23 protein-coding genes are annotated in these 21,187 nt (G+C 68.8%); 13 read left to right on the forward strand and 10 right to left on the reverse strand.

What is annotated here, in order from left to right; all coding sequences use genetic code 11:
* Positions 1-764, forward strand: a 764-nt coding sequence (locus AC1D2K_RS05095) for an enoyl-CoA hydratase (RefSeq protein ID WP_478086809.1), incomplete at its 5' end; no start/stop codon positions are given.
* Positions 765-861: 97 nt separating this feature from the next.
* On the opposite strand, the gene AC1D2K_RS05100 is transcribed toward AC1D2K_RS05095, so the two are convergent.
* A complete protein-coding gene (locus tag AC1D2K_RS05100; protein WP_478086810.1) occupies positions 862-1,200 on the reverse strand; it encodes a DUF1493 family protein in 339 nt (112 codons plus the stop codon).
* Complete coding sequence (locus AC1D2K_RS05105; RefSeq protein ID WP_478086811.1) at positions 1,181-1,984, reverse strand: STM2901 family protein; 804 nt, start codon at positions 1,982-1,984, stop codon at positions 1,181-1,183. Before AC1D2K_RS05105 ends, AC1D2K_RS05100 begins: the two co-directional genes overlap by 20 nt.
* Before the next feature lie 54 nt (positions 1,985-2,038).
* On the opposite strand from AC1D2K_RS05105, the gene AC1D2K_RS05110 reads away from it, so the two are divergent.
* Positions 2,039-2,434 (forward strand): PaaI family thioesterase, encoded by a 396-nt coding sequence (locus tag AC1D2K_RS05110; protein ID WP_478086813.1) that lies wholly within the window; start codon positions 2,039-2,041, stop codon positions 2,432-2,434.
* Here the strand turns inward: AC1D2K_RS05110 and AC1D2K_RS05115 are convergent.
* Entirely contained in the window at positions 2,386-3,471 is a 1,086-nt protein-coding gene (locus AC1D2K_RS05115) for an AraC family transcriptional regulator (RefSeq protein WP_478086815.1), read from the reverse strand. The two genes, AC1D2K_RS05110 and AC1D2K_RS05115, sit on opposite strands and share 49 nt — an antisense overlap.
* Positions 3,472-3,607: 136 nt before the next feature.
* On the opposite strand from AC1D2K_RS05115, the gene AC1D2K_RS05120 reads away from it, so the two are divergent.
* From AC1D2K_RS05120 to AC1D2K_RS05145, 6 genes are all read left to right on the forward strand, one after another.
* Positions 3,608-4,966: an ATP-binding protein gene (locus AC1D2K_RS05120; RefSeq protein ID WP_478086816.1), complete on the forward strand. Its 1,359-nt coding sequence runs from the start codon at positions 3,608-3,610 to the stop codon at positions 4,964-4,966.
* On the forward strand, positions 4,959-5,336 hold the full coding sequence (locus tag AC1D2K_RS05125) for a response regulator (RefSeq protein WP_478086818.1): 378 nt from the start codon (positions 4,959-4,961) through the stop codon (positions 5,334-5,336). The genes AC1D2K_RS05120 and AC1D2K_RS05125 overlap by 8 nt, the downstream gene beginning before the upstream one ends.
* Positions 5,333-5,752: an ATP-binding protein gene (locus AC1D2K_RS05130; protein ID WP_478086819.1), complete on the forward strand. Its 420-nt coding sequence runs from the start codon at positions 5,333-5,335 to the stop codon at positions 5,750-5,752. The genes AC1D2K_RS05125 and AC1D2K_RS05130 overlap by 4 nt, the downstream gene beginning before the upstream one ends.
* Positions 5,753-5,772: 20 nt before the next feature.
* A complete protein-coding gene (locus AC1D2K_RS05135; RefSeq protein ID WP_478086821.1) occupies positions 5,773-6,117 on the forward strand; it encodes an STAS domain-containing protein in 345 nt (114 codons plus the stop codon).
* Positions 6,118-6,271: 154 nt separating this feature from the next.
* Positions 6,272-7,159, forward strand: coding sequence for a patatin-like phospholipase family protein (locus tag AC1D2K_RS05140; protein ID WP_478086823.1), 888 nt, complete (start codon positions 6,272-6,274; stop codon positions 7,157-7,159).
* Entirely contained in the window at positions 7,156-7,281 is a 126-nt protein-coding gene (locus AC1D2K_RS05145) for a hypothetical protein (RefSeq protein ID WP_478086825.1), read from the forward strand. The genes AC1D2K_RS05140 and AC1D2K_RS05145 overlap by 4 nt, the downstream gene beginning before the upstream one ends.
* 37 nt (positions 7,282-7,318) lie before the next feature.
* On the opposite strand, the gene AC1D2K_RS05150 is transcribed toward AC1D2K_RS05145, so the two are convergent.
* The 3 genes from AC1D2K_RS05150 to AC1D2K_RS05160 all read right to left on the reverse strand — a co-directional run bounded on the left by AC1D2K_RS05150 (position 7,319) and on the right by AC1D2K_RS05160 (position 11,342).
* A complete protein-coding gene (locus AC1D2K_RS05150; RefSeq protein ID WP_478086827.1) occupies positions 7,319-9,040 on the reverse strand; it encodes a serine hydrolase in 1,722 nt (573 codons plus the stop codon).
* 261 nt (positions 9,041-9,301) lie between these two features.
* The gene (locus AC1D2K_RS05155; protein ID WP_478086829.1) at positions 9,302-10,141 is read right to left on the reverse strand and encodes a DUF6920 family protein; all 840 of its coding nucleotides are present in this window, start codon (positions 10,139-10,141) and stop codon (positions 9,302-9,304) included.
* A gap of 4 nt (positions 10,142-10,145) precedes the next feature.
* Positions 10,146-11,342 (reverse strand): Acg family FMN-binding oxidoreductase, encoded by a 1,197-nt coding sequence (locus tag AC1D2K_RS05160; protein WP_478086830.1) that lies wholly within the window; start codon positions 11,340-11,342, stop codon positions 10,146-10,148.
* A gap of 128 nt (positions 11,343-11,470) precedes the next feature.
* Between AC1D2K_RS05160 and AC1D2K_RS05165 the strand changes: the two genes are divergently transcribed.
* Both AC1D2K_RS05165 and AC1D2K_RS05170 read left to right on the forward strand, forming a co-directional pair.
* A complete protein-coding gene (locus AC1D2K_RS05165) occupies positions 11,471-11,893 on the forward strand; it encodes a hypothetical protein (RefSeq protein ID WP_478086832.1) in 423 nt (140 codons plus the stop codon).
* A 199-nt stretch (positions 11,894-12,092) separates the two neighbouring features.
* On the forward strand, positions 12,093-12,701 hold the full coding sequence (locus AC1D2K_RS05170; RefSeq protein ID WP_478086833.1) for a glutathione S-transferase: 609 nt from the start codon (positions 12,093-12,095) through the stop codon (positions 12,699-12,701).
* A gap of 97 nt (positions 12,702-12,798) precedes the next feature.
* On the opposite strand, the gene AC1D2K_RS05175 is transcribed toward AC1D2K_RS05170, so the two are convergent.
* Both AC1D2K_RS05175 and AC1D2K_RS05180 read right to left on the reverse strand, forming a co-directional pair.
* On the reverse strand, positions 12,799-13,992 hold the full coding sequence (locus AC1D2K_RS05175) for a M20 family metallopeptidase (protein ID WP_478086834.1): 1,194 nt from the start codon (positions 13,990-13,992) through the stop codon (positions 12,799-12,801).
* A gap of 6 nt (positions 13,993-13,998) precedes the next feature.
* Positions 13,999-14,892, reverse strand: coding sequence for a LysR family transcriptional regulator (locus AC1D2K_RS05180; RefSeq protein WP_478086836.1), 894 nt, complete (start codon positions 14,890-14,892; stop codon positions 13,999-14,001).
* 96 nt (positions 14,893-14,988) lie between these two features.
* Between AC1D2K_RS05180 and AC1D2K_RS05185 the strand changes: the two genes are divergently transcribed.
* Together AC1D2K_RS05185 and AC1D2K_RS05190 are read left to right on the forward strand one after the other, a co-directional pair.
* The gene (locus tag AC1D2K_RS05185; protein ID WP_478086837.1) at positions 14,989-15,741 is read left to right on the forward strand and encodes a sulfite exporter TauE/SafE family protein; all 753 of its coding nucleotides are present in this window, start codon (positions 14,989-14,991) and stop codon (positions 15,739-15,741) included.
* Positions 15,742-15,801: 60 nt separating this feature from the next.
* Positions 15,802-16,539, forward strand: a complete 738-nt coding sequence (locus AC1D2K_RS05190; RefSeq protein WP_478086839.1) for a Crp/Fnr family transcriptional regulator — start codon at positions 15,802-15,804, stop codon at positions 16,537-16,539.
* A 25-nt stretch (positions 16,540-16,564) separates the two neighbouring features.
* Here AC1D2K_RS05190 and AC1D2K_RS05195 read toward each other — a convergent pair whose 3' ends face one another.
* Positions 16,565-17,215 (reverse strand): peroxiredoxin family protein, encoded by a 651-nt coding sequence (locus tag AC1D2K_RS05195; protein ID WP_478086841.1) that lies wholly within the window; start codon positions 17,213-17,215, stop codon positions 16,565-16,567.
* A gap of 22 nt (positions 17,216-17,237) precedes the next feature.
* Positions 17,238-20,513: an adenylate/guanylate cyclase domain-containing protein gene (locus AC1D2K_RS05200; RefSeq protein ID WP_478086843.1), complete on the reverse strand. Its 3,276-nt coding sequence runs from the start codon at positions 20,511-20,513 to the stop codon at positions 17,238-17,240.
* 1 nt (position 20,514) lies between these two features.
* On the opposite strand from AC1D2K_RS05200, the gene AC1D2K_RS05205 reads away from it, so the two are divergent.
* A complete protein-coding gene (locus AC1D2K_RS05205) occupies positions 20,515-21,186 on the forward strand; it encodes a hypothetical protein (protein ID WP_478086845.1) in 672 nt (223 codons plus the stop codon).
* Position 21,187 lies beyond the last annotated feature (1 nt).

Consider the following 21,187-nt stretch of genomic DNA (forward strand, 5'->3'; position numbering starts at 1 on the left):
ATGCCGATGTGCGCATCGACGACCAGGGCGTGGTGACTGTCACCATCCGCGATGCCGGATCGCTCAACATCCTCGGGTCGCCGGTGATTTCGGACCTGATCCAGGCATTTCGCCAGCTATCGGGCGACGCCGAAGTGCGTGTGGTCATCCTGCGCGGGGCTGGCGACAAGGCGTTTGTTGCCGGTGCCGATATCAAGGAAATGGGCGCGCTGGACCCGGCGAGCGCACGGGTCTTCATCGACAACCTGCGTGAGCTTTGCGAAGCGATACGACAACTCGCGGTGCCTGTCATCGCCCGCATCCCGGGCTGGACCTTGGGCGGAGGCCTTGAGCTGGCTCTCGCGTGCGACCTGCGCATCGCATCGGCTGCGGCGCATGTCGGAATGCCGGAAATCAAGGTGGGAATTCCCTCCATCATTCATGCGGCCTTGCTGCCGCGGCTGATCGGCAATGCCCGCGCCAACTGGATGCTCTTGACCGGGGATTCGATCGATGCGACGCAGGCTCTGGCATGGGGTGTGGTCGACACTCTGGTGCCCGCCGACAGGCTGGACACCGAAGTGGCTCGCGTGGCAAGTCAACTCGCCGCCTACGGACCCGCTGTGGTGCGCCAGCAGAAGCGCTTGCTGCGGCAATGGCAGCAGGAGCCGCTGGAGACGTCCATCCGCGATGGCGTGGGTGAGTTCGCAGCGGCTTTCCTCACGGGCGAACCCCAGCATTTCATGAAGGAATTCACCGCCCGGAAGGCGGGCCGAGCGGGTTAGGGACCTACTACGCCTGCGGTCCGGTTGCGCGACGTCGAGCGCGCGAAGGCGCAGCTGAGCGCACGCGCGAAAAGCTCGGCGCCGTCGATCCGCGCAGCTAGCGCAGTCGTCGTGTCGTGATGGCGTGCTTCAAATCCTGAATCGATGGCGAGGGTTTCAATTCCCGCTTCTGCCGGAAGAGCCTGCGAAGCAGGAAGCCGACCGCCCCCTCTTGCGCGAAGTGGGCATACAGATCGAATTCGGACACGTCGACCTTGAACTGCTCGGAGAACCTTGCGAGCAGGTCATAGGCGTCGTCACCATAGCAATCCAAGTCCTCTTCCAGACGCCAGTTCGGCGAATCGTCATTGAATTTCTTTTCCGGAAACCATTCTGCGAGGAACCGATAGAGTGCCTCGAAGTCTGGAAGCTCGTTGTCACCATGATCTGCTTGCACCGGCACCTCCGAAATCTCCACCGTCAGCCATGTATCGAGACCCGCCATCGGCACTCTTCACAAGGAGCGTTTCGATGACATCGATCGCGATGATCGTGCCCCCCACGGCCGGGAATGCTCTGCCAATCACTCTGCCGAGGACGTTTGTCTTGAGAATTCTCACGGGCAATTTCTGAGGGAATGCCCGCGACAGATACTTCGATGCGATCGATGTGCCCGGAGCCGACCCCGGCATCACGAACCTCTTTTTCAGCACTGGTTGACCCAGCGCCCACACGGCTCCGCCCGTCATCCGTGCGGCTGTGTGGTTCCAGTGGTCGTCGGACACCCGGTCTTCCTTCAAACGAATCGAATCGACGACCACGGCGCTCTGCGTCAGTCGCCGATTGAGCCGATTGAATTCATGTTCGAGTCGGTCTTTGAGCTCGTTTTCGGGGTATGGGTTGCTTCCACTGCGCAGCCAAAAATTCGCATTGTCCTGAGCAGTCCTGATGCATTTCAAAAGCTCGTTCTGAAAGGCGAAATCGTTCATGGCGTACCTCCCTTGTCTTGTTGCCGCGCAAAGAATAGACGGCGACTGGGCCCATGCCGAGATGCGATGATTCTCAATTTTCATCGCGGCTTTTCCGTCACGCCCCTCGGGCTTGCAGATGTTGGACAGCATCGTCAGCACGCTGTCGTCGAAGCCGCCGAGCCGTCGGCTGCGGCCCTGGCCACGCGCTCGGGGGGGCCAGCGCCGTCGTTCGGTAGGCGCCGCACCCCGGCCCGTGGTCTGAATGTCCATCGAGCGCGCCGTTGGCGCCGCTGAAGTCAAGCGTCAGGGTGCAGAATCCTGCCGATGAACCACCCCTACGCAGACCTCATCGGCCTCATCGTTGAAGAGCAGCGTGCCGGCTTCAGCCAGTGCACGCTGCAGGTCGAGGAACATCACCGCAATCCGCACGATGTCGTGCATGGCGCCGTCATCTTCGCGCTCGCGGACACCGGCATGGGCGTCGCGCTCTACCCGACACTGGCCGAAGACGAGATCTGCGCCACGATCGAGGTGAAGATCAACTACTTCAAGCCCGTGGCTTCCGGCCTCATCAGGTGCGTCACTGAACTCGTCAGCCGAGGCAGGACCATCGCCAATCTCGAGTCGAGGATCTTCTCTGGAGACACCCTGGTCGCGCAGGCCAATGGCAACTACTCGATTTTCATGCCACGCAAGAACGTGGGTTCTGTCGCGCCGTAAGGCGCGGCCGAAGAGGCAGGGGCCCGTGGCGTCGTCTTCGCCGGCTCGACGCCGTTGCCGAGCCGGTAGTCGGCCGGCGTCTTCCCGGTCCAGCGCTTGAAGGAACGGAAGAAGGAGTTGGGGTCGACGAAGCCGAGCAGGTAGGCGATCTCGGTCAGGCTCGCGCGGCCGGCCGCGAGGTAGCGCCGCGCCATCTCGAGGCGGGCTTCGTCCAGCAGCGTGCTGAACTGGACCCCTTCGCGCGCCAGYCGGCGCTGCAGTGTGCGCTCGCTCACGAACAGCGCGCCGGCCACCTGAGCGATGCTCGGCACATCGCCGTGCAGCAGTTGCCGCAGCGCCTCGCGCACCACATGGGCGGTGTCGCGCGGGGACCGGTGGGCCATCAGGTCGCGCTCCGCGGCATCCTCGAACAGGGCGGCGACGGTCGGATTCGCGCTGACCAGCGGCAGGTCCAGGTCGCTGCGGCGGAACACGATCGAGTCGTGCGGCTGGCCGAACAGCACCGGACACGAGAACACTTCGGCATAACGCGCGTGATAGGGCGGCGGCTCTCCGATCAGCGTCAGGCGCACCGGCGTGATCTCGCGCTCGGTGAACAGGCGGCCGAAGTTCAGCAGCGTCCCCATCTGCAGATCCATCCGGCAGCGGCTGTACGGGCGCCCGGGGCCGCCGTAGCGCACGCGCACCGCGGCCTCGTCGGCGTCCGGCACGATGTCGAGTTCGCAGGCCGACACCAGGGCGTTGTAGCGTGCGATGCGCGCCAGCGCCGCCCCGAAGCTGCTGCAGGTCATGGCCGAGAAGCCGACCACGCCGAATAGTTCGGGCCGCATCGGCTGCATGCCCAGCGCCAGCCCGACGGCCGGATCGCCGATCCGTTCGTAGGCCACCGTGAAGAAGCGGTCCGCCTGTTCCGCGCTGAGCGGCTTGCGCAACGCCTCCGGCGAGAGCCCGGCCTGCACCGCGAGCGCTGCGAGGTCGATGCCGGCCTTCTGGATCCCGGCAAGCATGTTGAACGGCAAGGCGGCGGTGGGCGTCACGAGGTCGGTCCTTCGATGAATTGCGGTGTCCGTTCCTTGGCGCGTTCGGCAAGTGAGATTGRCGGCTGCGGACAGTTTTCCAGCCCGGGCGCAGCTTAATCTGCAAACGAAAGAAAACACAATTATTACTTTCTGTATGGTTCCCACGGCTGAAGCTGTTGCGGGCGGGCTTGGCGCGCGCAAGACACACCCGATCGTCGAGCTCGACTACGGCGTGCGGCGCTGGGCCAGCCTGCTGGTCCTGGTGGTGCTGGTGTCGCACTTCCTCGAGCGGCCGCCGCCGCCGTGGGCCTGGGCGGTGCTCGTCTTCCACGGCTTCCTGTGGGCGCCGCTGGCACGCTGGGTGGCGCGCCGGGCGCCCGACAGCCGCCGGGCCGAACACCGCAACCTGATGGTCGACGCGCTGCTGTTCGGCGTCCTGAGCGGGCTGGTGTCCTTCTCGCTGTGGCCCAGCACGCTGATGCTGAGCTCGGGCCTGCTGTCGATCCTGAGCCTGGGCGGCCCGCCGCTGGCTCAGCGCGGCTTCGTCGCCTGGCTGGCCGGGGCGTTGCTGGGCGCGGCCGCCAACGGCTTCGATCTGCAGCTGGAGTCATCGCTGCGTACCGCGCTGCTGTCGGTGGTCTGCTTCGTGCCCTACCTGCTGATGTTCGGCGTCCATTCGTATTCGCAGGCCCAGCGCGCGCTGGCGGCGCGGCGCGAAGTGATCCAGCGCAACGAGCAGATCACGCTGAAGAACCGGCAGCTCGAACTCGCGCGCATGCTGGCCGATTCGGCCAACCGGACCAAGAGCGCCTTCCTGGCCAACATGAGCCACGAGCTGCGCACGCCGCTGAACGCCATCATCGGCTACAGCGAGCTGCTCGAATCGGAGTTCATGGACATCGGCGAGGCCGATCGCGTCGGCGACGTGCAGAAGATCCGCAGCGCGGGCATGACGTTGCTGGCCATGGTCGAGGGCGTGCTCAACCTCTCCAGGATGGAGGCCGGCCAGGCGGAGGTCTTCAACGCGCCGTTCCGGCCCGACGAACTGGTGGCGGACGTGGCGCAGGAGATGCGCGAGCAGATCGAGCGCAACGGCAACGTCTTCAGCCTGTTTTGCGACGTCCCGCCGCTGCGCCTGCTGGGCGATGCGGAGAAGATCCGGGAGATCCTGGCCCATCTGCTATCGAACGCCGGCAAGTTCACGCGCGACGGCGAGGTCGTGCTCAACGTCCGGCACGAGCCCGAGACCCAGATGCTCGTGATCCAGGTGAGCGACAACGGCATCGGCATCTCCGGCGCCCAGCGCGAGCTGCTGTTCCGCGCCTTCGCGCAGGCCGACAGCTCCAGCACGCGCCGCTTCGGCGGCAGCGGCCTGGGCCTGGCCATCACGCGCCACTATTGCGAACTGATGGGCGGCACGATCGACGTCGACAGCCAGGTCGGCGCGGGCGCCCGTTTCGTCGTTCGCGTGCCGGCGCCGGTGGCCGCCAGGAGGGGCCTGGCCCATGCCTAGGATCCTGATCGTCGAGGACAACGAGATGAACCTCGACATGCTGTCGCGCAGGCTGTCGCGCCAGGGCTTCCAGATCTCGGCCGCCATCGACGGCGCGCAGGCCGTGGCGCTGGCCGCGAGCGCCGCACCGGACCTGATCCTCATGGACATGAGCCTGCCCGTGATGGACGGCTGGGAGGCGACCCGCGTTCTGAAGGCCGATGCGGCGACCCGGGCGATCCCGGTGATCGCGCTCACGGCGCACGCGATGTCGGGCGATCGCGAGCGCGCCATGGCCGCCGGCTGCAACGACTTCGACACCAAGCCGGTCGACCTGGCGCGGCTGATGGACAAGATCGCGCGCGCACTCCTGCCGAAAGAGCCTGGATGAACAGGCTCAGCATCACCCGCACCGCCACGCTGGACAACCTGCCCGATCTGCTCGCCGTGGCCGACCAGGCCTGCCGGCGCGCCGGTGCCAGCCGCGAGGTGCGCGACGAGGTCCGGCTGGCGGTCGAGGAGGTCAGCGTCAACGTCATCACGCACGGCTACGCCGACGGCCCGCCGGGTCCGATCACGCTGGCGTGCGACTGGGAAAGCTGTCCGATGACGATCGAGATCGCCGACCGTGCGCGCGCCTTCGATCCGGACTCGCTGGCCGCGCCCTCGCTCGACGCCTCGTGGGAGGAGCGCCCGATCGGCGGCCTCGGCTGGCACCTGGTGCGCCAGATGGTCGACGAGGTGCGCTACCGGCCGGACCCCGAGCGCGGCAACCACCTGACGCTCGTCAAGCAGATCCGTCCCTAATCCAGAGCAGAGGAGTTCCCATGCAGATCCACATCACCCCCGGCGACGTCACCATTGCGGCCATCAGCGGCAGCGTCGACAGCCTCACCGCCGAGCACCTCATGGCGGCGCTCGGCAAGGCGGTCAGCGAACAACGGGTGCGGCTGGTGGCCGACTTCAGCGAGGTGGTCTACACCAGCAGCGCCGGCCTCAGGGCGCTGCTCGCGACCCTCAAGGACGCGCGGCGCCAGGGCGGCGACTTCCGGCTCGCGGGCGTCCAGCCCGGCGTGCTGCGGGTGCTGGAGCTGTCGGGCTTCACGAGCATCCTGAGGCTCTATGGCGACGTCGGCTCGGCCGTGGCGAGCTTCGACGCCGAAGTGCAATGACACCCACCCCCGTTGCTTGCTCACTTCGTGTCGCCGCCTCCCCCCTCAAGGGGGCAACACCAGCGGCCCGGCAGAGCCGGTTCCGCGGTGTTCCTGGCTTCGGTCCTGCGATGTCATACGGCGTGGATCGAACCACGCGCGGTGGAGAACTGCGATGAAATCATCTGGATCCGCGCACGGGCGCAAGCGCATCGCGCTGGTCATCGGCTCGGGCAGCGTGAAGTGCGCCGCCGCCATCGGCATCCAGACCGTGCTCAAACGCGAAGGCTTCGAGCTCGACATGGTGGTGGGCTGCAGCGCCGGTGCGATGTATGCGGCCGTCATGGCGGCCGGGCACGATGCGGACGTGGCGGCCGACATGACGCGTCGGCTGTGGACCAAGGAAGTGGCGAACAGGCGCAACACCCGGGCGCTGCTGCAGACCGTGGCGCCGCGCTGGCTGCGCTTCGACAAGGCCACCTACGGCCTGCGCGACGACCGGATGATCATGCAGCGGCTGCAGAGCGCCTTCGGCGACACCCGCATCGAGGACCTGCCGACGCCGCTGCACGTCACCGCCACCGACCTCGCCAACGGCGAGCAGGTGGTGCTGTCGTCGGGCCGCCTGGTGGATGCGGTGCGCGCCAGCATCGCGCTGCCGTTCGCCTTCTCGCCCTGGCGCATCGGTGACAAGCTGCTGATCGACGGCTTCCTGTCCGACCCGCTGCCGATCGGCGTCGCCATCCGGCAGGGCGCCCACGTGATCGTGGCGGCCGGCTTCGAGAGCCCCTACCAGTCCAGCATCCACTCGGCCGGTCGCTTCGCCTTCCAGCTCAGCGCGATCATGTCGAACAACCTGCTGAAGTCGAACTTCGCCTTCCACAGCCTGGCCCACCACAGTGAGATCATCCCGATCATTCCGCGCTTCGAGCAGCGCGTGCGGCTGTTCGATACCGACAAGATCCCCTACATCATCGAAGCCGGCGAGCGCGCCGCCGAGGAGCAGTTGCCGTACCTGCGCGAGCTGATGCGGCAGAGCCCGGAGCCGGCGGAAGTCGCATGAAGCAGGGGCCTCCCGGGCCGCCGGAGCACAGGAGAAAGCCGAAGGTGGCGGTGGTGATCGGGTCGGGCGGCCTCAAGTGCGCCGCCGCGCTCGGCGTGCTCAAGGTGCTGCAGCGCCGGTGAACGCCACCGCCGTCGCGCCGGCTGCAGCGCAGCGGCGTCACAGCTCGACGCGCGTCAGCAGATAGACGCCCTCGGGCCCAGCGATGCGCAGACGGCACCGGCCAGCCTCGTCCGTTTCGAACGCGTAGACCCGATCCGGGAACTGCGCAATCCTGAAGCGGGAGGCTTTGTAGGGCACGAGTTCTACGTCGGGTGTGCCCGGAAAGCACAGATAGAGCCGCGCACCGTTCTTGACGCCGACCTGCCACTTGACGCCCGACGCGGTTTCGAATGTGCCGCACAGGTCCCGGAGGTCGTCGACTGTCGGGTGGGGTGCGACGCGGGTGAATGTCGCCTCGGCCTGGTCGAGCACCATGTGCAGCGCGCCGATGTCGCCCTGCGGATCCGTGGTGAAGTTCAGCGACCACTTGCCTCGGAGCTCGTCGTCGGGGGTGTCGAATCGGTCGTAGTGCACGTGACCGAGTGCCAGGTCCGCAGCACGGAACGCGAAGCGGAGTCCTTCGGGGTCGTGGCGGATCACCGTCCGTCCATAGGCCGGATGCTCGTACTCACCGACATACGCCGTGAGTGGGTGCGAGGGCACGGTGCCTGGTATGCGCTCGTTTCCCGCGCGTTGCCGTGCCTGGGTCATGCCTGTGCGGAAGGCTTTCTTCACGGCAAGCCAGCGTTCGTGCCACGGCGTGGGTGCCAGGCCAAGCAGGCGCTCGACGGCCTGGTAGGCGATGGTGTCGCGCAGAACCCCGAAACTGTCGCCGATCACGAACGTCACCACTCCGATGCGTTCGTGCGGCAGCAGCAGGACCTGGGACGTGACCCCATCGAGCAACCCACCGTGGTAGCTGATGAGATGGCCGCGGTACACAGCGGTGTGCCGCCCCATGCCATAGGTCACATTCAGGATTTCGCGCCACCCCCGCGTCAACGCCAGCGTGTTGGGCAGCGCCATGGCAGGTGCCATTGTTTCCTGGACAACCTGCCGGGGGACGATCTGTCGCTCGCCCATKCGACCGTCGTCCATCAGGAGTCGCAGCCACTTGGACATGTCTTCCAGAGTGGAAACCATGCCGCCCGCAGCGCTTGATCCGCTCAGTTGGTCTTCATCCGGCAAGCGCAGGAGCTCTTCGGAATCCCGCTTCTCGATGTAGGGCACGGCCCGATCGGTGCTCGCCAGCAGCGCGGCGTGCGAGAAGAGGGTCTTGCCCATCCCCGCCGGTTCGAGCAGATGGTCCCGGACAAATTCGGCCCACGGCTGCCCCGAGAGCATATGGATGATGTGGCCGACCGCGGCATACATCAGGTTGTTGTAGATGAAGCTCTGGCGCAGGGACTCCACCGGCCGCAGGTGGCGCAGCCGCTCGAAGATCTCGGCGGGTGTGAGCGCAGACTTGTTCCACACGCTGTCGTGCCGATGGATCCCGGTCCGATGCGAAAGCATGTCGCGCAGGGTCACCGTGCTGTTCAGCGCTTGCGTCGCAAATCGGATGGAGGGCACCTTGTCGCGAATGGGCTCATCCCAGGTCAGCTGGCCTTGCTGAACGAGCTGCCCCGCAGCCATCGAGGTGAAGAGCTTGGTGTTGGACGCGATGGGAAAGAGGGTCTGCGTCGTGAACGGAGCGCGAGTGGCCCAGTCCCGGTATCCGTAACCCTGGCGCAGCACCAGATCGTCGCCCGACATGACGCACACCGCCGCGCCCGGAATGTTCCACTCCTGCAAGGTTTGGGTCATGAAACCTTCGAAACCGTCGAGGCGAGCTGCCATCAGTCCTCCTTGGGGCCTTCAGCCACGGTGATCCCTGTTGAAACTCTTGGGYTGGCGCCGGAGGTCCGGTCCTGGCCGAACCCGGCTGTGCGGCGCATTCTGCCTGCTCCGCCCTTTCCTGGGTCGCGTCCGGGCGGGGCTCGTCTGGTCCAACCCTTCCCGCATGCGCAATCCGGCGGAGTTGGTTGGCGCGCGCCATCAAGCCCGGGCGCAGCCGATCATCAGCGCCACGTAGCGCCAGCCGGAACAATCGGGACACGATCACCGCGCTGCGAACTCATAGTCGATGTCCGTCACGAGCCCCTGAAAGTACGGCGCTGGCCCACTCGGCAATTCCCATTCGACTTCGCCCTGTAGCGGGACGCGCATGCCGGCTCGCAGCTCGTAGCCGGTGATGCGGCACAGCCACGGCGCAGACTCGGTCGCCGATCGCGGACGGGACGCGGCCCACACCGCCGCGATCAAGCCGTCCGTCCCGAATCTGAACTCCAGCGTGACCGTGGTCGTCCCGTCGCAGAGCGTCGCTCGCGCGGACGCATCGTCGATGCCCTCCCATCGCACGCCCTGGCTGGGCAGCAGGGCGGTCGGATACCACGCCGCTTCGGCGAGGTAGCGCATCAATTCGCCGCGTGCCGATGCCGCCGTGTCACGCATGTCCGCCACGGTCACGAGTCCGAGCACCGCGGCGCGCAAGGATCCGGCGCCCAGGGCATAGGTGTCTCGAACCCAGACATCGGCGCCCGGTGCCATCCTGATCCGCGCGTCCCAGTCGAAGCCGGGAGGGTGCATCGTCGCGAACTGGGTCGCGCTGAAGGTCTGCCAGGCATCCTTCTGCCGAAACTGCCCTTGCTGCGAGAACCGAACGCTGGAGATCATGGCCTGGCCGTCCTGCAATGCGGCTTCGAAGTAGCGCCTCACGGGCGGCGGGAGCGTTTCGATATCGCGAGCGTCGTAGGTCTTCACGGACGGGGGCAGGCAGGCCGTCCGCATCGTCGCGCGAAGGGCGGTGCCCTGTCGCTGCCACTGCCACCGGCCCAGCGCCACCGCGCCGGCCGCGGCCGAGACCAACCCTGCGACCAGGATGTAGCCGGACGTCTTCATCGACTCACGCTGGTACCAGCTGAGCGTCCACGCCCCTGCGCGGAGCGGGACCGACGGGCGGTGCAAAGCCAGCACGTGCCCACATCTGCACCGTCAGGTTTGATGGCGACGCATCCAGCAGGCTTCGAACCTCCGCGTGGGGTTTCGCCTGCTCCGGATACTCCTGCAAGGCCTGCTGGAGTGGCTGCAGCGCAATGCCGGCAGCCGTGGCGGCGAGTTGCACCCGGACGTACGCTCGGCCGGCGTTGACCTGGGTTGATCGGTCATTGCCATCGGTCACCATCCACAGAAAGCCTGGCGTTGAATCGAGTTTGGCCTTGAAGTCCTTGATCTGGCTCGTGGTGGCGTAGTCACCCGGCGCCGGCGGCCTGCTGCGGTCGAACAGCCCGACCTGGCTCATCCACACGGGGATTCGATCGAGGACGGACAAGCCATCTCGGTGCTGTTCGATCTCCGTGGCCCCCACGCGCAGCACCTTGTACGACTCCATGATCGTTCGCGGCGTGGTCAGTTCGATCTGCCACGCCTGCGCGGCAATGGCGCGGTGGCGCTGGAGCGCATCGGGCTGATCCAGGCCGACGAATCCGAAGCGCAAGGAATTCGGCTTCACGCTCTCCATCATCGTCTGCCAGGCATGAGGCGGCACCGGGCGGGCCAGGTCGTAGGCGCTGCGGTTGGTGCGGCGAGTCAGGATCTGCGCGAACAGCGGGTCCCTGGATATGGTGGGGTCGGCGATCAGGCGGATGCGCGCGACCGGCCGTTGGTCGAGGTTGGAGGGGCCGAACGGACCCTCCGGGAACAAGGAGATCTCGGCCCTCAGGCCGCGCTCGCGTGCCGCGATGTCGAGCAGTTCCAGGAACGTGCCGTGGCTCATCATGATCTGCCGCGAGAACGGATCGGTTTCGGGGAGCAGGCGAGTGAGGTCGCAGCGCAGCAGGATCTCGCCCGGCGTGCGCAGATCGACCAGCCACGATTGCAGGTTGTGCGAATGGGGCGCCAGGATGGCATAGCCAAGAATCCAGCGCCGTGCGTCAGGCTCGGCGCCGGGCCCTTTCCACGCGGCGACGGCATCCTCGGGCATCTGCTGGCTGCAGGCGGTGCCGGTTGCGGCGACCAGTGCGATGCCGCCTCCCGAGGTCAGGCGAATGAAGTCTCGTCGATCCATGTCGCGGCGCTCCCTGTTGTCCAGATTCGATCGCATCTTCAGCTGATTCTGGCCGTTGGTCCAGAATCAGTTGCTGCTTGCTCGGGGACGGCCCGAAAGCCGACGCTGACGACCCCTGCGCGTTCGACTGGGCCGCTTCCCTAGAATGGCCAGCCACGAGTTGAATGGAGCTTCCCTTGCGCATTGCCACCTTCGCCTTCGCCGCCCTTGCCGCGGCGGCCACTTTCCCGGCCCTCGGGCAGGTCAACATCAACATCAACGTGCCCGGCATCGTGCAGATGGCGCCGCCGCCGCCGCGCTATGAAATGGTCCCAGGACCGCGCCCGGGCCAGGTGTGGGTGCAGGGTCGCTGGGTCTGGAACGAGCGCGACTACGTCTGGCAGGGCGGCCGTTGGCAGCAAGACCGGCCGGACTACGTCTATGCACCGGGCCGCTGGGTCCAGGCGAGCGGCGGATGGCGCTGGGTCGACGACCAGTGGAAGCCGGGCAAGCAAAAGAACGGCAAACACAGCAATCACGACCACGACGACCAGGGCGATGGCGGCTACCACTGCCCGCCGGGGCAGGCGAAGAAGGGGCGCTGCTAGCCCGCGTCGACTCCACGCTCACCGAAGACGAGATCATGGCCACGGCGCCTGGACTCGTCTGCGCGATCGAGCGCATGCGCCCTTCAGCGGAGTACCCGGCGCCCGGCATCACGCTGGGCCCGGCATTGACGTTCGGCTGGATCGCCGGGCGGCATCTCGCAACGGCGCCTGAACTTTCAACGACGGAACCCCTCGGCTCATGAAGATCTACTTTTCTCCCTTCTCTCCCTACGTGCGCAAATGCCTGGTGGTGGCGCACGAACTCGGCCTCGGCGAGCGCGTGCAGTTGCTGCCATCGAACGCGAACCCGGTCCAACGCGACCAGGAGATCATTGCCAAGAATCCCTTGGGCAAGGTCCCCACCTTCATCACCGACGACGGCGAGGCCCTGTACGACAGCCGTGTGATCTGCGAGTACCTGGACAGCGTGGGAGGCGGCAATCTGTTTCCCGCCAGCGGTGCGGCGCGCTGGAGTGCGCTGACCCTGCAGTCGCTGGCGGACGGCATCCTCGACGGCGCACTGCTGGCGCGCTACGAGGATGTGGCCCGGCCGGAGGGTTTGCGCTGGCCCGAATGGCGAGCGGCGCAGTTGGACAAGGCCGAGACTTCGCTGGCGCACCTGAACGCGAATCCGGCGCTGCTGGCACCCGGGCGCGTGGACATCGGCACCCTCGCCGTGGCCTGCGCGCTTGGGTATCTGGACCTGCGATTCGGCGATTTCGATTGGCGCACGAGGCATGCCGGGGTGGCGGCATGGTTCGCCGAGTTCTCGAAGCGCCCGTCCCTGCAGGCCAGCTGGTCGCTCTGAGCGCGTTCCCTCAGGGCCCCTTCTTTCGGGACATCGTTTGAGAGTAAGCGCTCACAAGTGACGGCTCCTCGTGTGCGGCCGACCGGGCCGCGACGCCTCAGGCGCGCTGCAGGCGGTACAGCGCGTCGCGATAGATCCGGTACACGGGGCCGATGCTGTCGAGCGAAACCCGCTCGTCGGCCGCGTGGATGTTCTCGCCGTGCAGGCCGAAGCCGCACAAGGCCGGCACGCCCAGGCCGTGGAGGTAGTTGCCGATGTTCGACGGTCCCACCACGGTGGTCGGAAGATCGAGGCCGAGTTCGGCGCGGCCGGCCTCGCGCAGCGCGGCCACCATCGGGTGGGTGTCGGGCACGCGGTAGGCGGGCCAGCCGGCGGTCCATTCGATATCGCTGGCCGGCGCGGGCGCGTATTCGGCGTCCTGCCGCTCGACCGTGCGGCGAACCAGCGCGCGCGCGTGCTCGTCGGTGAAGCCCGGCGTGAGCCGCAGGTCGAGGCGCAGTTCGCACAGGTCGGGCACCTGGCTGTAGCCGCCGTCGCCGGCGTGCATGCCGGTCAGCGTCAACTGGGGCGGGAGCCCGAAGGCATCGTCCGCCGCCGGCAGTCCGGCCGCCTCGAGCGCGCGCGCGAGCGCGGTGGCGCGGGTGATCGCGTTCAGCCCGCGCTGGCGGGTGGCGCCGGAGTGCGCGGCGATGCCGTGCACCGCGAGGCGCGCGCGCAGGAAGCCGCGCCCGCCGGTGACGATCCGCTGCATCCCGGGGTAGCCGATGATCACGCCGTTCGGGCGGGGCGCTGGTGCGCCATCGAAGGGGTGGTCGAAGAAGGCGCGCGCGCCGCCGAAGCGGCCCGAATGCTCGTCGAGGTCGAGCAGCACGCCGAGCCGGCCGGCGAAGCGATCCCGCGCCTGGCTGAATTCCTGCAGCAGGTGTGCGAACAGGGTCGCGCCGCCCTTGGAGTCGGCGCTGCCGCGCCCGTAGAGCCAGCCCTGCGAGATCCTCGGCTCGGTCGGCGGCGAGGTCCAGGTGGCGGCCTCGCCGAAGCCCGCGGTGTCCAGCGTGGCGTCGAGCACGGTCCAGGGGCCGCCGGCCTGCCCGCCGCGCACCTCGGCATAGAGGCCGAGGGCCTTGCCGTCGGCGCCGCGCAGCCGGCGGAAGGGCAGGCGGCGCGCATCGAGCCAGCCCTCCATGCAGTGCACCACCGGCCCCGGCGCGTCGGTGCCGGCACGGCTGGGCGTGCGCACCAGCGACTGGAGCAGCGCGACGATCGAGTCGGCCGGGACGACGGGGCTTGGCATGCGCGGCTATTGTGCCGCCGGCGCCAGCAGCGCGTGCAGCATGCGCTGCGCGTTGAGCGGCAGCGCATCGAGGTCCCGCACGCAGGCCAGCAGGTGCCGCGCGGCCCAGGCCTCGGCGATCGGGATGGCGCGGATCTCCCTGAGGGACGGGGAGCGGTCCGCCGCGGCCTTCGGCACGATGCCGACGCCGATGCCCTGCGCGACCATCCGGCAGACCGCCTCGAAGCTGCGCACCCGCACCCGGTAGGCCAGCCGCTTGCCCAGCCGCCGGGCGTGCTGCGCCACGTGCGCCTGGAGCGGGCTGCCCTCCGCCAGGCCGATGAACCGGTCATCGACCACCTCTGCCAATGCCACGCGCCGGCGGCGCGCCAGCGCATGGCCGCGCGGCACCACCAGCACCAGGTCGTCGCGCCGGAACACGAAGTGCTGCAGGCCCTCGACGTCGACCACGTCGGAGACGATGCCGATGTCGCAAAGCCCGGCGCGCACCGCGTCGACGATGTCGGTGCTGGCCTGTTCTTCGAGGTCGACCGACACGCGGGGATGCTGCGCCAGAAAGCGGCCCAGCGCCTCGGGCAGGTGCTCGGTCATCGCCGAGGTGTTGCACAGCAGGCGGACGTGGCCCTGCAGGCCGGCGCCGTAGTCGCCGAGTTCGCCGCGCAGGCGCTCCATCTGCTGCAGCACCAGCCGCGCGTGGTGGACCAGCGTGTGTCCGGCTTCGGTCGGCTGCACGCCCTGCCTGGAACGCAGCAGCAACGGCGTGCCGAGGTCGGCCTCCATGCCGAGCACGCGCTGGCTGGCGGAGGCCAGCGTCATGTGCGTCTGCGCGGCGCCGCCGGTGATGCTGCCGGCCTCGACGATGTTCTCGAACAGCCGCAGGTCGGTGAGGTCGAATCGCATGCCGGCAAGGTACCACGGTAGCCCTCAGTCTGTGCCTGAGGCAGGGTGTGCAGGTTCCGCATTTTCAAGTGCCGCGAGGGCCGCGACACTGGCCCGATGCTGGAATTCGATTTCTCCCTGTGGGCGCTGATGGCGGCCGTCTTCGTGCTCGCGGGCGTCGTCAAGGGCGTCATCGGGCTCGGCCTGCCGACGCTGTCGATGGCGCTGCTGGCCGTGTGGATGCCGCCGGCGGCGGCGGCCGCGCTGTTGATCGCGCCGTCCCTCGTGACCAATCTCTGGCAGCTGCGGCCGTGGCCGAGCGTGCTGGGCATGCTGCGCCGGCTCGGCGGCATGCAGCTCGGCATCGTCGGCGGCACGCTGCTCGGCGCCTGGTGCTTCGGTGCCCCGGCCGGTTCGGGCGCGATGCTGGCCCTTGGCCTGGCGCTGGCCGCCTATGCGGCCTGGGGGTTGCTGGGGCGCCCGCTCGATCTGCCTGCGCGCCATGAAGCCTGGCTGGGCCCCCTCGCGGGCGCGCTCACCGGCGCGATCACCGCGTTGACGGGCGTGTTCGTGCTGCCCGCCGTGGTCTATCTGCAGGCCCTGAGGCTGTCGCGCGACGAGTTGATCCAGGCGATGGGGCTGTCGTTCACGAGCGCGACCTTCGCGCTCGGCTTCGCGCTGGCGGGGCAGGGCGGCTATTCGGCGCCATGGGTCGGCGCCTCGCTGGCGATGCTGGTGCCCGCGCTGGCGGGCATGGTGCTGGGCCAGCGGCTGCGGCTGCGGCTTCCCGTGGCCGTGTTCAAGCGCTGCTTCTTCATCGGGCTGGCGCTGCTGGGCCTCTACATGGTCGGACGCGAACTGCCGCGTTGAGAAATCCCTGCCTCGTCGCACAATGCAAGGCGCGACGAATTGACCAGACAAGGAGGACGCATGTCAATGCACGTACTGTGGGACACCGCGATGGCGAGTCTGGCGTCATCGATCTCCACGCCGGCCGGCGTCGTCGCCGTGTGCTCGGCGGCGGTGGCCGGCGCGCTGGTGGTGGTCAGCTCGTTCGTGAAGACCATGATCCCGCTGCGCTGTCTCGCGGTGGGAGGCAACCTCGGCTTCCTGGTCTACGGGGCGCTGCATCCCTCGCTGATCATGATGCTGCTGCACGGGGCGCTGCTGCCGATCAATATCTGGCGCACCGCGGAGATGGTGCGTCTCACGCGCCGCGTGACCGCCGCGGCGGCGGAAGACGACCTGTCCGGGGTCTGGCTGCGCCCCTACATGCGCAGCCGCCGCCTGAAGGCCTCCCACGTGCTGTTCCGCAAGGGGGACGCCGCCAGGCACCTGTATTTCCTCGCCTCGGGACAGATCGAATTCGTCGAGATCGGCGAGCTCATGGAGGCCGGGCGCCTGTTCGGGGAGATCGCCTTCTTCGCGCCCGACAAGCGCCGCTCGCTGACCGCGCGCTGCGTCACCGACTGCACCGTCCTGAGGATCGACGAAAACACCTTCAAGCAGCTGTATTTCCAGAATCCGGCCTTCGGATTCCAGGTCGTGACCCTGGTCACGTCGCGGCTGATCGCCGACCGCAAGCGACTGGAATCCCTGATGGCGGCAAACACACCGCGGGCACCAGGGGCGCCGGGGGCACCGGAGACGGTCGCCCTCGGCACTTGAGCCCTCAGGCCGGCGCCGGGGCAGATCAGACGCAGGCGCGGGCCGCGCCGAGGATCATTTCTTCGGACGGCAGCTTGCCGATGCCGGCCAGCCCTTCGCGGGCGCATTCGATGTCGTGCCAGCGCACGATGCCTTCGCGGTCGATCATGAACATCGCCTTGAGCTGCGGCCATTGGCGGTCGACGTCGCCCAGGTCGGTCGGCGTGCAGGCATAGCCGTCGAGTTCGGTCAGCACCTTGGCGGCTTCCGAGATCGGCAGCGGCTCGGGCAGCTCGCCGGTCGGATTGACGCGGATCTCGTCCAGGGCCTGTATCAGGGCGGGCGTCGCCTCGGGCTTGGGCACCCGGTAGGCGCGGTGCGTCGACAGGGCGGGGTCGGACGCCAGCCGCAGCGGGGTCGGCCGGAACTTGAAATAAAGCCGCGCGTTCTCGGGATCGGTGGCCACCACCACCAGGCTCTCGACCCCCAGCGCCTTCAGCTTGACCTCGAACTTGCCGAGCTGCACCAGTTGCCGGCGGCAGAACGGGCACCACAGGCCGAGCATCAGCGCGAGGAACACGGGGCTGCGTCCGCGGTAGTCGGCGAGCGATATGGTTTCGGGGCCGGCCACCGCAGGCAGCGCGAAGTCCGGGGCTGCTTCGCCCGGTGCCACGGGGGATTCCATCTGGGAGGTCATGTCGAAACTCCTTCCGGCAGGTTCAGCAGAGAAACGGAAGCACCATCAGGGCGTCGGGTTCGAGGCCGGCGCGCTCGCAAACGGCCTGTGCCTTGGCCAGATAGGTCTCGGCCTGCGCCATGCGGCCGGTGTCGAGGTACAGCGTCGCCAAACCATCGTAGCAGGGAAAGAGAAGCTGGGGCTCGTCGATCTGCTCGGCCAATTGCAACGCCTCGTTGTAGGACACGAAGGCGCGCGCATGGTCGCCGTGGCATTGATAGATCTGGCCCAGCACGATCAGCGGCACCGCCAGGTGATCGAGCAGGCCGAGCCGGCGGTCGAGGCTGGCGGCGGCGCGCGCGGCCTCGATGCCTTCGGCTTCGCAGCGGTTGGTCAGCGCGCAATAGGCGACCGCGAGATTGGCATAGAGCCGCGACTGGAAGCCGAGATCGCCGACCTTGCGCGCGGTCTCGAGCCCGCGCAGGCAGGTCTCGATGCTGCGCTGCGGATCGAGCGACGCATACAGCACCCCGAGGTTGGTGTAGCCCCGGCAGGCCGCCTGCAGCAGTTGATGAGCCTCGGCCTGGGCGACGCTGCTCTCGATCTGCGCCACCGCCTCGGAAGGCCGGCCCAGCCGCGCCAGCGCGACGCCGAGCGTGTTGCAGGCCTCGGCGCGCACCACGGTGGCCTCGCGTTCGCGCCCGAGCGCATCGGGGGGCAGTTCGGCCAGCGCGCGCTGCGCCAGCGTCAGGGCGGTGGCGCTGTCGCCGGCGCGGAAGGCGAGCCGGCCCATTTCCTGGAACAGGTGGGCGCGCTCGATCGGATCGCCGTCCGGCCCCAGGCCTTCCAGGCCGGCGCTGAAGCAGGCGCCGGCGCGCTCGCGCTCGCCGGCTTCCCAGTGCAGCCCGCCGATCTTGCGCAGCGCGCGCGCGGCCCGGACCGGGTCGTGCTGCTGTTCGGCGCCGCGCTGGACGAGGTCGTACTGCGCCAGCGCCTCGGCGCGCCGGCCCTGGAGCCCGAACAGGTCGGCCAGGCGCTCGCGCGCGTCGAGCGTCGCGGCCTCGATCACGGACACGGCGGCCGGCGTGTCCGCCGGGGCCTCGGCCAGCGTGCGCAGCGCGCGCTCGTAATGGCGGATGGCGTCGTCGTTGGCATAGACGGCGCGCGCGCGGTCGCCGGCGGCCAGCAGGTAGTGGGCGCCGCGCGCCTTGTCCGGCGACAGGCTCCAGTGGTGGCCGAGGGCCTCGAGTTCGGCCAGGCGGCGCGGGCTGCGGGCCTCGCCATCGGCACTCGGCTCCCGATCCGCAAGAAACGTCGCTTCCAGGGCCTGGCCCGCCCGCTGGTGCAGCTCGGTGCGCCGCGCCAGCAGCAGGTTCTGATAGGCGACCTCGTGCAGCAGCGCGTGCGTGAAGCGCCAGCGGGGTCCGCTCGCCGCCCCGGCCCGGATCAGATCGGCCGCCGCCAGCCGGCCCAGCGCCGCTTCGGTCGACGGCGGGTCGCTCGCGATGCGCTGCAGCAGCCCGGCATCGAACTCGGCGCCCAGCACGGCCGCCTCCTGCAGCATGCGGCGGTCCCGCGCGTCCAGCCGGTCGATGCGCGACAGCAGCAGGCCGTACAGCGTCGACGGGACATCCACCGCCTCGTGCGTGGCCTCGCAGACCCAGCGCTCGCCCTGGCGCACCAGCAGGCCGCAGCCGGCCAGGCTGCGGACGATCTCCTCGACGAACAGGGGGTTGCCGCCGGCGCGCGCCGCCACCAGTTCGCGCACTGGCGCCAGGCCGTCGTCGGCCGCGGCGCCCAGCAGGTGGCTCACCAGCGCGCCGGCGTCTTCGTCGTTCAAGGGGCCCAGCTCGACGATCGAATGCTCGGCCCGCAGCGGGCGCAGCGCACGGGCGTCGGGGCGCTGCGCGGCCAGCAGCATCAGCGGCCGGTCGGCCAGCTGGTCGATCACCTCGCGCAGCAGGTCCATCGACGCTGCATCGGCCCATTGCATGTCGTCGATCACGATCATCACCGGCTGCCGGGCCAGCCTTCGCTCGAGCAGCGCGCGAGCCGCCAGCGTGATCTGGCGCTGCAACTGCTCGGGGTCGATGTCGCGCGGGCCCGTGTCCTCGATCCCGAGCAGGTGGCTCACCACCTGTTCGACCGCATCGACCTCGTCGGCGTCGGCGCCGAGGGCCTTCAGCCCCTCGTTGAGCTTGCGTCGGGCGACTTCCAGCGTGTCAGCGGCGTCGACCCGGTAGACCTCGCGGAACAGCGCGCCGAAGGTGCCGTAGGTCGGCTCGCCGTGCGACGAGCAGGTGGTGCGGCGCACGCCCGTCGCCGCCAGCCGGGGGTCGCTTTCGAGCCGCTGGAACAGTTCGGCCAGCAGGCGCGACTTGCCGGCGCCGGCCTCGCCGACGATGCCGACGAGCTGGGCCCGGCCGCCCTGCATGCGGTCGAACGCGGCCACCAGGCGATCGATGGCTTCGGCGCGCCCGACCAGCGGCGCCACCAGCCCGAGTTCGGCGAGACCGCGCGCGGAAACCGCATCGGTGCGCAGGCCGCGCAGGCAATGGACCCGCATCGGCCGCGCCTTGCCGCGCAGCGCCAGCTCGGCGGCCGGCTCGAAGTCGAAGCGGTGCCGCACCATCGCGTGGGTCGCCTCCGACACCAGCACCGTGCCCGGCAGCGCGGCGGTGAGCAGCCGCGAGGCGGTGTTCACGGTGTCGCCGGTGACCGCATAGGCGCCGCCGGCACCGCTGCCGAGGCTGCCGGCAACCACCGCCCCGGTGTGGACGCCGATGTGCAGCGTCACCGGGCGGCCGAGGCGCGCGGCCCACTGCCGGCTCAGCCGCTCCACGCGCTGCATCATGTCCTGCGCGGCCTCGAGGGCGCGCAGGGGGTCGTCCTCGTGCGCGCGCGGGGCGCCGAACACCGCCATCACGGCGTCGCCGACGAATTTCTCGACGAAGCCGTCGCAGCGTGCGATGGCCTGCGCCAGGGTCTCGAACAAGGCGTTCTGGAAGCTGCGCACGGTCTCGGGGTCGAGTTGCTCGGCCAGCGAGGTGAAGCCCGTCAGGTCGGCGAACAGCACGGTGACCTGGCGGCGGTCGGCCAGCGGTTCGGGCTCCGCCGGGCGAGGATCCGCCAGCCGCTGCCCGCAGTGCGGGCAGAAGGACGAGGAGGGCGGCACTTCGGCGCCGCAGCCGGTACAGGTCGTGGTCATCGCGAGTCCCGAGCCCGGATGCTGCGCCAGTTCGGGCGCGCGCGCCACCGGGGCGCCCCGGTGGCGGCGTTCCCAAGGCCGGCGGAATCCGCCATGATGACCGCCCGCCACCATGGAATTCCTCAAGTTCATCCGGTCACTCGAAGCGCTGCTGTACGAGGTGATGGCCTGGCTGGTCTTCTATCCCCGCACGCTGTGGCGCGTGCTGCGCCATCCGCTGGCGCTGGCAGCGCGGGTGGAGTCCGAGATGAGCGAGAAGGCCGAGGACCCGTTCGACGACCTCGTGAGTCCGCCGCTGTTCCTGGTGCTGTCGATCCTGCTGGCGCATGCGCTCGAGATCAGCCTGCACGCGAGCCTGGCGCCGTTCACTTCGGGGATGCCGAAGGAGCTGCCGTCTTCCGACACCAGCCTGCTGATCTTTCGCGCGCTCACCTTCAGCCTGTTTGCGCTGCAGATGGCGTGCGGCCTGCTTCGGAGGCAGCGGCGGGAGATCGATCGGCAGACGCTGCGGCAGCCGTTCTTCCTGCAGTGTTTCTTCGCTTCGCCTGTCGTGCTGACGCTCTCGCTGGCGTCGGTGTTCGGCCGGCTCGGCTTTCAGCTCCCGGCCGCCGTGCTGGCAATCGGCGCGCTCGCCTGGTACCTCGGCGTCGAGGCGGAATGGTTTCGCACCCGCCTCGGCATCGGCCGCCTGCGCGCCTTCGGCATCGTCTGCAAGCTCGCGCTCGTCGTCTTCCTGCTGGCCTTCGGCATCGCGTTCCTGACGCTGGGACCCGCGGCGCAGTGAG

It is taken from the genome of Variovorax sp. P1_H12_2 (assembly GCF_056405335.1).

Coding starts and splice junctions, on each gene's coding strand:
- AC1D2K_RS05175 (WP_478086834.1), bottom strand. CDS start 13,992: ATGCCAAGCCCCGTCGTCCCGGCCGACTCGATCGTCGCGCTGCTCCAG.
- AC1D2K_RS05160 (WP_478086830.1), bottom strand. CDS start 11,342: ATGCGATCGAATCTGGACAACAGGGAGCGCCGCGACATGGATCGACGA.
- AC1D2K_RS05145 (WP_478086825.1), top strand. CDS start 7,156: ATGAAGCAGGGGCCTCCCGGGCCGCCGGAGCACAGGAGAAAGCCGAAG.
- AC1D2K_RS05190 (WP_478086839.1), top strand. CDS start 15,802: ATGTCAATGCACGTACTGTGGGACACCGCGATGGCGAGTCTGGCGTCA.
- AC1D2K_RS05120 (WP_478086816.1), top strand. CDS start 3,608: ATGGTTCCCACGGCTGAAGCTGTTGCGGGCGGGCTTGGCGCGCGCAAG.
- AC1D2K_RS05110 (WP_478086813.1), top strand. CDS start 2,039: ATGAACCACCCCTACGCAGACCTCATCGGCCTCATCGTTGAAGAGCAG.
- AC1D2K_RS05135 (WP_478086821.1), top strand. CDS start 5,773: ATGCAGATCCACATCACCCCCGGCGACGTCACCATTGCGGCCATCAGC.
- AC1D2K_RS05170 (WP_478086833.1), top strand. CDS start 12,093: ATGAAGATCTACTTTTCTCCCTTCTCTCCCTACGTGCGCAAATGCCTG.
- AC1D2K_RS05185 (WP_478086837.1), top strand. CDS start 14,989: ATGCTGGAATTCGATTTCTCCCTGTGGGCGCTGATGGCGGCCGTCTTC.
- AC1D2K_RS05180 (WP_478086836.1), bottom strand. CDS start 14,892: ATGCGATTCGACCTCACCGACCTGCGGCTGTTCGAGAACATCGTCGAG.
- AC1D2K_RS05130 (WP_478086819.1), top strand. CDS start 5,333: ATGAACAGGCTCAGCATCACCCGCACCGCCACGCTGGACAACCTGCCC.
- AC1D2K_RS05140 (WP_478086823.1), top strand. CDS start 6,272: ATGAAATCATCTGGATCCGCGCACGGGCGCAAGCGCATCGCGCTGGTC.
- AC1D2K_RS05125 (WP_478086818.1), top strand. CDS start 4,959: ATGCCTAGGATCCTGATCGTCGAGGACAACGAGATGAACCTCGACATG.
- AC1D2K_RS05105 (WP_478086811.1), bottom strand. CDS start 1,984: ATGGACATTCAGACCACGGGCCGGGGTGCGGCGCCTACCGAACGACGG.
- AC1D2K_RS05205 (WP_478086845.1), top strand. CDS start 20,515: ATGGAATTCCTCAAGTTCATCCGGTCACTCGAAGCGCTGCTGTACGAG.
- AC1D2K_RS05155 (WP_478086829.1), bottom strand. CDS start 10,141: ATGAAGACGTCCGGCTACATCCTGGTCGCAGGGTTGGTCTCGGCCGCG.
- AC1D2K_RS05165 (WP_478086832.1), top strand. CDS start 11,471: ATGGAGCTTCCCTTGCGCATTGCCACCTTCGCCTTCGCCGCCCTTGCC.
- AC1D2K_RS05195 (WP_478086841.1), bottom strand. CDS start 17,215: ATGACCTCCCAGATGGAATCCCCCGTGGCACCGGGCGAAGCAGCCCCG.